The organism is Confluentibacter citreus, from assembly GCF_002807055.1.
GTDB classification, from domain to species: Bacteria; Bacteroidota; Bacteroidia; order Flavobacteriales; family Flavobacteriaceae; genus Confluentibacter; species Confluentibacter citreus.
Genome location: NZ_NIXN01000003.1, coordinates 77,723 through 90,247, shown reverse-complemented (window position 1 = coordinate 90,247; position 12,525 = coordinate 77,723). Strand labels below are relative to the sequence as shown.

Sequence of the window (12,525 nt, the reverse complement as noted above, 5' to 3'; positions counted from 1 at the left end):
TATGGAGCATCAAAGGAAAGACATCCAAAAGAACGGAAGAAGAGAAACCAGTAGAAAGAGCTATTTAAAAAATACTTTTTTTTAATGACAATTAATTTTTAATTTTTTAATAAAATGTGTTTTCTTTGAACCCACTTTTAAAACGGGATGTGGCGCAGTCCGGTAGCGTACACGGCTGGGGGCCGTGTGGTCGCAGGTTCAAATCCTGTCATCCCGACAAAACCAAGGGTTTATAAATTAAAGACACTGTTAAGGATTTGATTTTCAGTGTCTTTTTTATTTAAATCATTCGAAATATAAAAAGGCCATACGCTTGAATTGAACTTCCTATTTGAGAGTTTTTAAACCAAGTTTTGAGATCTTTATAGATAGTAGAAATAAAATAAAGATTTAGGAAGCTGCTATGTTTTCATTATTGAAACATGTGATTTATGTAAATCTAAACAAAAACTGTGTAACTAAATCTACGACCTAACAATTATCTTTATTGCTGTTAATCAATTGGTTGGTTGGTTGGTTAGTTAGTTAGTTAGTTTGTCGGTTAGAAATTCTATTGAATATTTTAATGTGACATTTGTTAAAAGGCAGGCTTTTAAGCCTGCTTTTTTTTGTTCTTCATATAAAAACCCACAACGCTGAGAGACAGATTTAGTTGATTGCCAAACTTGATTTTCATACAGAATTTACATGAAGGTTCAGTTTTATGCAGAAATACAAAAAGACTAGGAGTGCTGCATAATTTTGCTCATAAAAGCTTACTTAATTACAGAACTGCACGAAAAAATATCTGTAGATTATGTAACTATTTAAACATGTTATGTAATCCATACGGCATAGTATTGCACCACCTTTGCTATATTATTAATTTTGAAGATTTATAAATAAATCGTATTACATTTTAAGGTAGGAGCAATTTTAATAATTGTTTATATGCTCTTAAAATAAGTAAGTGTTTATTATTAAAGTAGTGTGTAAAAAAGTAAAATAAAAACCCTCAATGGAATCAATCTTTTTAAAATATAGAATAATGAGGTTTGTTTTAATAGCCTTAACCTTAACAACCCTTATTTTGTTATTTGTTTTTATTATTAAGAACATTAAAATATAAAATCGTAGTATTACAATATGCTTGCTTTTTTTACTCTGTATAGATGAAATAAAGATTTAGCTAAACTAATTGGTAGATGGCTATTATAGCTATTAACTAAATAGCCCATTTATGTGCTCTTGGTCTACTATAATCGTTAACAGTGAATAAAAAGCAACACAATGAAATCAATAGGTAATGAAATGGAGAAAGCCACTCCGCATATTATAGTAGAAATCATACAATATATACCAAACGCCGTGGTGAGTAAAACCATTATTAAAAAAGTTACTGGAAATATTACCGCTTTGTCTTTTGATATTGGCGAAGAATTGGCTGAAAAAACGTCACCTTTTGATACCTATATTCAAATTATAGATGGTACCGCCAATCTGACCATTAACAAAATTGAGTACCAACTTGGTCTCGGACAGGGTATTGTTATTCCTAGTAATCAAAGGCATCACTTTACTGCCAATGAGCAATTTAAGATGATATCCACCGTCATAAAAAGCGGTTATGAAGATTTTGATTAGTGTCTTGTTTTTTAGGTGTTCTATCTTGTAAGGATGTAGGTTATGTAACTATGCATGAAAGTTGTGTAACACACTTGATGTAGAATGCGTGTACCTTTCACCATCCAAACAAATAATTATACATCCTATTGAAAACTTTCACATGAAATTATATATAAAGTACATGGTAAGTTTACGATGCAAACTTATGGTGAAGCAAGAATTGGAAAGACTGGGTTTGCATTATACAAGTATTGAACTGGGTGCGATTGAAATTGTAGAGACCATAAACGACGAACAAAAAGTAAAACTTAAACGCAATCTAGCATTGTCGGGGTTGGAATTGCTAGATGATAAAAAAAACATTCTTATTGATAAAATTAAAAATGTTATCATAGAAATGGTTCATTATACCGATGAGGTTCCCAAAGTCAACTATTCTGAATATATCAGCGAAAAACTCAATTACGATTATACTTATTTATCCAACTTGTTTTCAGAGGTAAAAGGTATTACCATTCAGCATTTCATCATAAAGCATAAAATAGAAAGAGCAAAAGAACTCATACTTTATGACCAATTAAATCTTTCGGAAATATCATATAAGTTGCATTATAGTAGTGTGGCCCATTTATCCACTCAATTTAAAAAAGTAACGGGTCATTCTCCAACTTTTTATAAAAAACTAGGAAAGACACGAAGAGGTAATTTAGAAAATCTGTAACATCTATAAATTTCTTTATGAGTTATGTAATAGGAGCCATATAATTTTAACCATCTTTGTGTCAGTTCTTAAAGTAATATGAGGACATGGAGAGTAAATAACAAGATTTTTTTTTATATAAAGTGGTGACTCAAATAAACAACCCAAATCTACAGGAGCCAAAAGCAAACCAGGAAAGATTAAAACTGGTATAGCGTTAGATTTACTTTAAAAGGTTAGCAAAATAAATTATAAAGCCTAAATGAAGTTGTTAGTATTTAAAAAGCTAATTCAAACATGTAGTTTAAGCAAAAGTAATAAATTGAACTTGACCTAAATTAAAAGAGCAGAGATTTAAAAAGCTGCTCTTTTTTTTGCCTTAATATTTTCTGTGATTTATGTAAATATCTTTAAAGAAGGTATAACTTAATGCGTTATTTCTTGATTAAGTTTGTAGTGCTATTATTAATTAATTGTCCGGTGAAAGCCAAGTAAACAATTTATTTGGTATTAGGAAGCAGACTTGAATGTCTGCTTTTTTTTTAAAATTATTTGAAACTATTCTTAAAAACATGGAATAATTTCAGGCCGTTCAAATCTAATCATAAGTCGAGTTATTCACTTCAAATATGTGATTTATGAAAATTTTCACCACTTAAATGTAAAGCCTCAAGGGATTAAATTAACCACCTTTATATAAATACATAAAAATTATAAAAATAAAATTTATAAAAAAGAGAAAATTAAATTTCACAAAAAGCTGAAAAAGTTTGTTTGATAGCCCATTACTGTAAGTTAAAAGTCAGTATGGATACCATCTTCGAGTAAAACCCTAATTAATCGAAAGCACATGAAAAATACATAAATCATAATGCTCAGATATCATTTTTCAGGACTCAGCACAATAAAATATATTCATGCTGATATTGAAGTTATTAACATTAAATCCATTAATCATGAACAATAAGCAGCCTTTAAATTCAAAGCCGATATATAATAACCCCGAAACGATTTTTACGGATATCAAAGAGATGAAAAAGTATTTTAATACGGCTTTGCAATTTGATAAAGAACGACAATCGGTGATCCTTCAAAGTATTGGCGATGGTGTCATTGCAACAGATTTGGAGGGAAATGTTATTTTGATGAATGCCATAGCTGAAAATCTTACCGGATGGAAATCCGAAGAAGCAGAAGGCAAGCCCATAGTTGAGGTGTTTCATATCATCCATAAACTAACAAGGGAAGAAGGAGACAATCCAGTTGAATCAGTTCTCAAAACAGGAAAAACATTATTATTGGCTCCAGATACCGTATTGATTTCCCATGATAAAAAAAAGGAATATGCAATAAACGACAGTTGTGCGCCTATTCTTGACACAAAAGGAAATATTATGGGGGTTGTGCTTGTTTTTAGGGATGTGACCAAACAAAAAGAAGAGGAAGCGCTTAAAGAAAAAATCACAGCAGATTTGGTTCAGCGAAATAAGGACCACGAGCACTTTGATAATATCATTTCCCATGATTTAAGAGGTCCTGTTTCAAATATCATAAGTTTGACAGCATTAATAAATGATAAAGACTTAGAGGTAGGTGAAAAAGAATTTATCATGAATGCACTTACTACATCTGCGGAAAGATTAGATGAGGTCATTGTTGATTTAAATCTTATTTTAAGTCTTGGAAAGCAGCTAAACGAAAAAAAGGAACTGATCCATTTTTCAAAACTGGTTAGTGATATTCAACAAAGCATTAGGAACATTCTGGAAAAAGAAAAAGCCGATTTTAAAATAGATTTTACCAGAGTGGATGAAATCTTTACAATTAAAAGTCACATGTATAGCATTTTTTACAATCTTATTTCAAATAGCGTCAAATATAGGAGACCTAATGTGCCACTGGAGATTTCAATTGAAAGCGACCTAGTCGATGATAAAATTGTACTCAAATTTAAAGATAACGGTATGGGAATTGACCTAAATAAAAGTGGAGACGATGTTTTCGGATTATATAAACGCTTTCATGTTGAGAAAGCCGAAGGAAAAGGAATGGGACTGTATATGGTAAAAGTTCAAGTGGAAAAATTAGGAGGAAAAATAAGTGTGAAGAGCATAGTAAACCAAGAAACAGAATTCACAATAGTATTAATTCCCTAAGATTTGCATTGTTTATTATGAGTAAAGCTATTTGGAGATTACGATTTTCATTATCCCCAATTCTCCATTATTTTTTTAAATCTTTTTAATTTATTCTCTATCGTAGTTTATTTCAATCAAAAAATTTAAGGACTTTAGAAAATGCTAATTAAATATTTATACTTTTTTTGATTCACAAAATTTTTAAAATCAATACAACGTTTTTAAAGTTTTAATTTCTTTCTATTTTATGCCATTCAGGTTCTTAGCACGAAATGAGTTGTATTTAATATTGCCAAATTGTTAAAATCCCCACAGCAATTTTAATTTAATAAATGTATTATTATTTTTACAACATGTTTTGATATGACGAAAATCATAGTTTGACTTATGCTTTGTACTGAAATTTGTCCCATAATTAATAAAAACAATACCGATATGAATACCTGTAAAAAAATAAGCAAGAGAGTTTTTAGTTTAATGGTTCTTTTTATGATAACAGTTAATTTAACTCAAGCACAAGAGTTCAATTTAGCAAATGGAGAATCAACTTTAACGATTTTAGGAACGTCCAGTTTACATGACTGGGAAATTGTTTCCGAGAACAAAAGCGGGAAAATAAGTTTCAAAAATCTGGAAGCTGGTCAAATAGAAAAATTAACTATTGACATAGTTGCCGAAAGTTTAAAAAGTGGAAAATCTGCTATGGACAAGAACACCTATAAAGCTTTAAAAACCAATAGTCATAAAAATATTTCATTTCAATTGGTAGAAGTTAAAAATGTGGTTAGTAAAGGAAATGGCGCGTTCTCTATTTCAGCAACAGGAAATTTAACCATTGCGGGAACCAAAAAACTAATTCCATTGGATTTTACCATTAACACAACAAAATCAAGTGTAAAATTAACCGGTGAGAAAAAAATTAAGATGACCGATTTTAATGTAGATCCACCTAAAGCATTGTTAGGCACTGTAACTACTGGCAATGATATTACTATTAAATTTTCAACCGTATTCAAATAAATTAAATTAATCAAATTAATCAATAACAACCTTTAAAAAACAGAAATTATGAAATCAATTTTTAAACAAGCAATATTATTAGTAATCGTATTAACTGGATTCAGTTTTTATGGCCAGAGTAGAGATTTGGACAATTACAGGCTACCAGACCAAAGAGGCGTTCATGTATTTGAAGCTCCCAAAGATACCATATCTACTTTCGATGATATACAAGTAAGAATAGGAGGCGCATCTACCCTTCAATACCAAGCTATAGATCATGAAAACTCAGGCGCGGTAGGTTTAGAATTAAAAGAAATTGGAGCAAACTTTAATTTAGCAACAGCTAATTTAGATTTAGACGTTGTTCTTTTTGATGGTGTTAGAATGCACTTACGTACTTATTTATCTTCTCGTCACCACCCAGAACCTTATGTAAAAGGTGGCTATTTTCAAATAGACAAGTTGGATTTTATAAGTGAAGGTTTCATGGAGGATTTTATGAAATATACTACAATCAAAATTGGGCATATGGAAAATAACTATGGTGATGCCCATTTTAGAAGAACCGATAATGCACAAGCCATTTATAACCCATTCGTTGGAAATTTAATTATGGACGCTTTTACTACCGAAGTTGGTGCAGAACTTTATTATAGAAGAAATGGTTTTATAGTTATGTTAGGACTTGCTAATGGTAAATTAAACCAATCTATAAACAAATCAGCTGCTGGCAATACTGGTGGGGCTTCGTTCTTGGCTAAGTTAGGTTATGATAAACAGATTAACGAAGATTTGAGATTCAGATTAACAGGGTCACTTTACAATACTGGTTATGTGCCTATGTCTTACTTGTATAATGCAGATAGAGCAGGTTCTAGATACTATGGTGTTATGATACCAGCAACTGCAACAGCAGATGATTTTAGATCTGGTAGATACAACCCTAACTTAAGAAACGAAATTACAGCTATTATGATTAACCCATTCATAAAATACAAAGGGTTAGAGTTTTTTGGAACTATTGAAACTGCAAAAGGTAAAGCATCAACTGAAGTTGAAGATAGAACAGCTAATCAGTTTGCTAGTGAATTAATCTATAGATTTGGAAACACAGAGAACTTTTTCATAGGAGGACGTTATAATGTAGTTGATTCTGAAGAAGCTAGTGGTGCTGATATAAAAATTAAAAGAACTCAACTAGGTGCTGGTTGGTTTATGACAAAAAACATTTTAATGAAATTGGAATATGTAAACCAAACTTATGATGGTTACGCAATATCAAGCCCATTTAATGAAGGTAAATTTAAAGGACTAATGGCAGAGGCTGTTATTAGTTTCTAAATAATTAAAGCATAATAAAGTAAGTCTGAAAGTATCAATGAGCCATTAATAACAAAAACTCATACATTTTTAGACTTACTTTTATTAAATTTAGAAAAGCATTGGTTACATAAAATTAAGGAGATGAAAAAAATACTAATCTTTATTACTGTTTTAACAGCGATGGCTTTTACAGATTCTTTTGTTGGAAAAGCCTCGGTAATAATTACTCCCAATAGTAAATTGCTTATTAATGTAAAAACCAATGTTAATAGTTTTAAATGCCAATATGATGTATTAAAATTAAATAAGCCAATACCTATTTCTTTTAAAAGTCATGGTGATAAAATTAGTTTTGAAAAAACCACTTTAATTCTAGAGAATGTTAATTTTGATTGTGGTGGTCCTGGTATAAATAATGATTTTAAAGAATTATTAAAAACAAAAACCTACCCAAAAATATTCATTAAGCTAAGAGAGATAAATAAAGACCAAAACAATGATGGTCTTATTAATGCCTTGGTTGATTTAGAGATTGCCGGTATAACAAAATCTTATACGGTACCTATTGAATTAAAGGAAGAGGGAACATTGTATATTAAAGGTGTTTTAGCCTTAAATATTAGGGATTTTAATTTAGAACCTCCCAAAAAAGCATTAGGACTTATAGTGGTTAAAGATGTTATTGAAATTAATTTTGAATTAGCCGTTAAAAACATTAAGTAGTGGTTTAATTTATATAAAAAGCCTAAACAAATTAATTTGTTTAGGCTTTTTATTTTTAATGAAATGATATTCTATTCCAGAGTTTGTAAACCATAGTATATTGTGGCTGTTATTAAAATGATTAATATAACGGCGATAATATAAAATCCTGTTTTTGTTACATTATCTTTTTTAAAAATGTAATTTTTTTTCTTGTCGTTTTTTTCTTTTACAACTTCAAAATCTTCTTTTCCTTGAGTTTCCATAATTCAATAATTTAAAAATTAATGGTGTCGTCCAAATCATCATCATCTCCCGTGGTGTCTACATGTTCTCCATTTTTAATAGCTTCTGGTGATTTGTCAAAGTTGCTACCATCTTTTTTGTAAAATTTAAAAAAATCATACCTGTCCTTTATAGAAATGGCCTTTTTTCCGTTTATAGCAATGGGATATTGTAATAAGGATGGATTTTTATTAACTATTTTAAGTAAATCATCTGTGTTATAATCTAAGGCATTATCAATTCCATGACTGTCTGTTAGCTCGGGAGAGAATAATTCGGCTAAGGGTTTATTAACCATATCTGCAATTTCCAACCAGATGGTATCAGATATTTTTTCTTTATCAATATTAATGGCTCGCAAAACTTTATCACTGCTTTGTGCATAGGCTAATACTTTTTTCCCAAGATTAGATTGATTAGAATAGATGTAAATTAATTCCTTGTCATCTGTTGCTAGAACTCCCATTTTATTTAAATCATTTAAAATTTGATAATTATAAATTACCAACAATTAAAAGGTTTTTACGTTATACAATTTTTAATTTGTGTTATAGGATTTTTGTTTCCAATAAAAAAGTAAGCCTGAATAGTTAACTATTCAGGCTTACCTATACGTATAAATTTTAAGGTTATTTTTTTCTAATGCTACCGGAAGGATTATCACTTTTTTCCACTCTTTCGGGATTTCCATAATAATTTATACCACCACCGCTAGTGGCCTTTGCAATAAGTTCTTTTGATGTGTTTATCGTAATATTGGAACCAGAGCTGGCATTTGCTCGACTGGATTCAGCAATTAAATCGCCCGCTATTATATTGCTGCCGCTAGAAGCATCAGCGGTAATTTTTATAGCTTCTCCCGTTAGTTTAATATTGCTACCACTCGAGGAATGACATTCTAAAATCTCAGTGTTTAATTGTAATATCATATTGCTCCCACTTGAAGTGTTACATTTTAAAGACGTGGTACTAACATCTAACGTCATATTGCTTCCACTACTGCTTTCCAGTACTAAATTTTGGACTGTAATGGGGTTGGTGGAGTGCACGTTGCTACCACTAGTTGATGCAATACGCGATACATTTTTAAAGCTTACCATAACTTTTTTTGAAGTGGCATTTCCAATATTCTTTTTTGTATGGATTTTTAAAACGTTATCTACCACTTCGGTAATTATAAGATCTTGTAAATTCTCATCAGCTTCAACAATAACGGATTCGTTATCGCTTTGTGTTACATATACATCAAGTCCTTCACTAGCCTTTATGGCATTAAATGAGCCGTTAATGGTTCGCGTTACTTCCACAACATGTCCATTGCCTGCAATTCCTGGACCTATATTAATATCAAAGTTGCAAGAGAAAAACAACAGACTTAAAAGCGTTGTTACAATAATTTTTGTTAGTGTTGTCATAATTGATTTTATTTGATTGATTTTATTTTACAGTTCAAATATCTATTTATTGATTATTGATTTATAAATTAAATATCTGATTTGTTGTTTTTTAGCGATGAATTGTAATCACTCTTCAGATTTCACACTAACACCTTCAGAATTAATATTTACTTTAACATCTTCAGACTCGGCCTTAACACCGTTTGAATCAATTTTTAATGTGTTTCCATCACTATTGATTTCAACACCATTTTCATCAATTTTTATATTAGGAGTGTCAACTTGGATTTCAAATTCTTCACCAGTACAATCATCGCATTCAACACCATCTTCGGTTATTTTTATATAATGATTGGTGTATTTGGATGACACGATGTAGTCGTTATTCGAATAATGATTTAAATATGCCTTGGTGCTTTTATCGAAATACACTACGGAATTGACAGGTAAATAAAGTGTAATTACCACTTCTTGATCACTCATTTTATTATCGGGGCTGGTTGAAAGGAAAGAATCCAATACCAATTGATTGTTAGTAAATGAGTAATTATAGTTTATGTTCTTAGCACGTGTAATGGCTTTTTCATAATTTCTGCCATCAGCACTTTTTTCAATACCAATGGTGGCAATCGTATCCGTTGTATATTTTACTAAAATAGAGATGTCTTGCCTATAAATGGTTTTATCTCCGTTCTCGTTATTTGCAATTTTAAAACCATTGGTTCTATACGAATTTCTATATAAATCATTTTCTGCCATTGTAACTCTTAATGTGTCCATGGGTTTTATTTGAAGGTATTGTTTTTCAATGGTACGTTCGTTAAAAGCATGTTCGCTGGCTTCTCTAATGCCAATAATTACTAATGCAATAATGGAGAATAACCACAAACCTAACAAAGTGAATTTAGCTATGTTGCCAATGGATTTTAAGTTATTGATTAAGATTTTCAATCCCAAATAGAATAGGAAGAAAAATGGAATGCCAACGGCAAAAAATACAAATAAAGAGATTAACCATATAGGGGTATTTCCAGAATTAGCAATGTCTACAAAATCTATCCCTGGTATATGTACAATATCTGCAACACCTAGTGAGAATAAAGCTATAATTAAGCCAACTAGGGCAGAAGCACCAATGATTATAAAGAGAATACCAATAAATTTCGCAATGATTTTAAAGAAAAACATAATGATGTCTGCAAGCGTATCAAAAAAGTTTTTAGAACTGGATTTTATGGAACTACTCCCTTTTTTTGCTGCACCAGAAACCGATTTAGAAACATTTTTAGCCGCCTCCGAAACATTATCTGCGACATTTTCAAAGCCGTCTTTGATTTTTTTTTCAATGTTGCTAATGTTAACAGGTTCTCCCGTCATCATTATTTTTTCCGCAGTAGTTATAGCCGCTGGAACTAAAATCCAAAAAAGGATATAAATAACAATAAAGGTGCCTCCAGATGCAATAGTTAGAATTATCCATAATAAACGCATCCAAACGGCATCAATACCCAAATAATGTCCCAAACCAGAAGATACACCGCTTATATACGAGTTGTCAGTATCTCTAAATAGTTTTTTGCTAGATCCAGATTTTTTGTATGAAGTCGATTGTGGTTCATCCTCAAAAATATCATCATCCACAAGGTAGTCTTCGGGTTGTCCCATAATGGCAATAACCTCGTCCACTTCTTTAGTGCCTATCACTTGTTTATCGTGTATAACACGTTCGCTAAATAGTTCGGCAATACGAGCTTCAATATCTGAAATGATTTCAGAACGGCCTTGAGAATCTGTAAATGAACGTTTTATAGACTCAAGATAGCGTTGTAATTTTAAGTATGCATCTTCATCAATGTGGAAGAATATACCAGCTAAATTTATGTTGACAGTTTTATTCATTTTTTTGGTGTTTTTTGGCTTGTTACTAAGTTTACCGCATTTTGCAGTTCACTCCAGGTTGTGTTTAATTCTTTTAAAAATAGTTTACCGGTTTCGGTTAAACCGTAGTACTTTCTTGGTGGACCCGACAAGGATTCTTCCCATCGGTAATTTAAAAGTCCAGCGTTTTTCAATCTTGTTAGTAGTGGGTAAATGGTACCTTCTACAACAAGCAACTTGGCGTCTTTAAGTGTGTCTAGAATTTCGGCAACATACGCGTCTTCATCTTTTAAGACCGATAGTATGCAGTATTCTAAAACACCTTTACGCATTTGTGCTTTTGTGTTTTCTATTTTCATAGTGTCATTCGTTTAATTTGGTGAAACTGTTCATTTTTTGATTGATGATTATTTGATGAAATTTATGCTTAATGGATATTGATAGTGTTCGCCATCCCTTGCTTTTAAACTAGCCTTTACTATTAATACAAGTTCTATGATGAAACCTACAACGGCTATAACTCCTAGGCCGCCACCTATATATAACAATGGCGAGGGTTTGCCCAAACTAATATGAAAATCATTAAAACCATTAAAATCTATAAAGTCTAAACCATGAAATAGTTTGAAAACAAAAAAGGGAATGGAAATGGTTCCTAGAATAATGGTATAAAGTAAAACACTCAATTGAAAGTTGATGGCTTGTTTTCCGTGGTTATCTATAAACTCCGATTTTTCTTTGTTGGCTATCCAAAGAATGATGGGGCCTATAAAATTCCCTAACGGAATTATAAACCTACTAAACGTGGATAAGTGAATAAATGTGGCGATGTTTTTTTGGTGCGTGTCTAACATGATTTTTTTGATTGATGTTGTGTTTTCTTGAAACGTATAATAGTTTCTTATGCAAATATATGTCTTTAAGAAGGTATTATGTTACGCATAGTAGTATTATTTAACATAATATTAACATTTATAGTTAGATGATATTTTTATAACTTAGTAAAAATTAAATGTTTCTAAATGAAAATAATACCAAGTAAGCTAAATACATATACCATGTTCAAATTGCCATCTGCTTATTTTTGTGGTGTTCGAGCAAAATATATAGATAGTGGTAAATGCGTTGTAACTGTTCGGCATCGATGGATTAACCAAAATCCTTTTAAATCCATGTTTTGGGCTGTGCAAGGTATGGCAGCGGAGTTCTCAACCGGTGCTTTAATGATGATGAAAATTCAAGAATCAAGTAAGCCCATATCCATGCTAGTTGTAAAAAATGAATCTACGTTCACTAAAAAAGCAACAGGTTTAATCACGTTTGTTTGTAATGAGGGTCAGATGATTGAAGATGCTATAAATAAAGCCATTGAAACAGGGGAAGGGCAAACGCTTTGGATGACATCTGTTGGAACCAACGAAGAAGGATTAGAAGTCTCTACCTTTAAATTTCAATGGAGTATAAAAGTAAAGGGGTAAGTCGTTTGTCGTAGAGT

13 protein-coding genes and 1 tRNA gene are annotated in these 12,525 nt (G+C 31.1%); 8 read left to right on the top strand and 6 right to left on the bottom strand.

Features of this window, described 5'->3' with window-relative positions:
- Nucleotides 1-143: 143 nt before the first annotated feature.
- The 7 genes from CDH49_RS08015 (at nt 144) to CDH49_RS07985 (ending at nt 7,491) form a co-directional block, all read left to right on the top strand.
- Nucleotides 144-217, top strand: a tRNA-Pro gene (locus CDH49_RS08015).
- Nucleotides 218-1,269: 1,052 nt separating this feature from the next.
- Nucleotides 1,270-1,623 (top strand): cupin domain-containing protein, encoded by a 354-nt coding sequence (locus CDH49_RS08010; protein ID WP_100614996.1) that lies wholly within the window; start codon nt 1,270-1,272, stop codon nt 1,621-1,623.
- A gap of 142 nt (nt 1,624-1,765) precedes the next feature.
- Nucleotides 1,766-2,326, top strand: coding sequence for a helix-turn-helix domain-containing protein (locus CDH49_RS08005; RefSeq protein WP_100614995.1), 561 nt, complete (start codon nt 1,766-1,768; stop codon nt 2,324-2,326).
- Nucleotides 2,327-3,261: 935 nt separating this feature from the next.
- Entirely contained in the window at nt 3,262-4,461 is a 1,200-nt protein-coding gene (locus CDH49_RS08000) for a sensor histidine kinase (RefSeq protein WP_162296712.1), read from the top strand.
- Between the two features lie 471 nt (nt 4,462-4,932).
- Nucleotides 4,933-5,463 (top strand): YceI family protein, encoded by a 531-nt coding sequence (locus CDH49_RS07995; protein ID WP_239970615.1) that lies wholly within the window; start codon nt 4,933-4,935, stop codon nt 5,461-5,463.
- Between the two features lie 48 nt (nt 5,464-5,511).
- Nucleotides 5,512-6,786, top strand: a complete 1,275-nt coding sequence (locus tag CDH49_RS07990) for a hypothetical protein (protein ID WP_100614993.1) — start codon at nt 5,512-5,514, stop codon at nt 6,784-6,786.
- A gap of 123 nt (nt 6,787-6,909) precedes the next feature.
- A complete protein-coding gene (locus CDH49_RS07985; RefSeq protein ID WP_100614992.1) occupies nt 6,910-7,491 on the top strand; it encodes a YceI family protein in 582 nt (193 codons plus the stop codon).
- A gap of 71 nt (nt 7,492-7,562) precedes the next feature.
- On the opposite strand, the gene CDH49_RS15620 is transcribed toward CDH49_RS07985, so the two are convergent.
- The 6 genes from CDH49_RS15620 to CDH49_RS07960 all read right to left on the bottom strand — a co-directional run bounded on the left by CDH49_RS15620 (nt 7,563) and on the right by CDH49_RS07960 (nt 11,884).
- Complete coding sequence (locus tag CDH49_RS15620) at nt 7,563-7,736, bottom strand: hypothetical protein (RefSeq protein ID WP_157805283.1); 174 nt, start codon at nt 7,734-7,736, stop codon at nt 7,563-7,565.
- Between the two features lie 11 nt (nt 7,737-7,747).
- Nucleotides 7,748-8,221 (bottom strand): arsenate reductase family protein, encoded by a 474-nt coding sequence (locus CDH49_RS07980; RefSeq protein WP_100614991.1) that lies wholly within the window; start codon nt 8,219-8,221, stop codon nt 7,748-7,750.
- Nucleotides 8,222-8,384: 163 nt separating this feature from the next.
- Nucleotides 8,385-9,170, bottom strand: coding sequence for a head GIN domain-containing protein (locus CDH49_RS07975; protein WP_100614990.1), 786 nt, complete (start codon nt 9,168-9,170; stop codon nt 8,385-8,387).
- 108 nt (nt 9,171-9,278) lie between these two features.
- Entirely contained in the window at nt 9,279-11,051 is a 1,773-nt protein-coding gene (locus tag CDH49_RS07970; RefSeq protein ID WP_100614989.1) for a PspC domain-containing protein, read from the bottom strand.
- On the bottom strand, nt 11,048-11,389 hold the full coding sequence (locus tag CDH49_RS07965) for a PadR family transcriptional regulator (RefSeq protein ID WP_100614988.1): 342 nt from the start codon (nt 11,387-11,389) through the stop codon (nt 11,048-11,050). Before CDH49_RS07965 ends, CDH49_RS07970 begins: the two co-directional genes overlap by 4 nt.
- 48 nt (nt 11,390-11,437) lie before the next feature.
- Nucleotides 11,438-11,884, bottom strand: coding sequence for a DUF4870 domain-containing protein (locus CDH49_RS07960; protein ID WP_100614987.1), 447 nt, complete (start codon nt 11,882-11,884; stop codon nt 11,438-11,440).
- 168 nt (nt 11,885-12,052) lie between these two features.
- Here CDH49_RS07960 and CDH49_RS07955 point away from each other — a divergent pair, with 168 nt between their 5' ends.
- Nucleotides 12,053-12,508: a DUF4442 domain-containing protein gene (locus CDH49_RS07955; protein ID WP_100614986.1), complete on the top strand. Its 456-nt coding sequence runs from the start codon at nt 12,053-12,055 to the stop codon at nt 12,506-12,508.
- Nucleotides 12,509-12,525 lie beyond the last annotated feature (17 nt).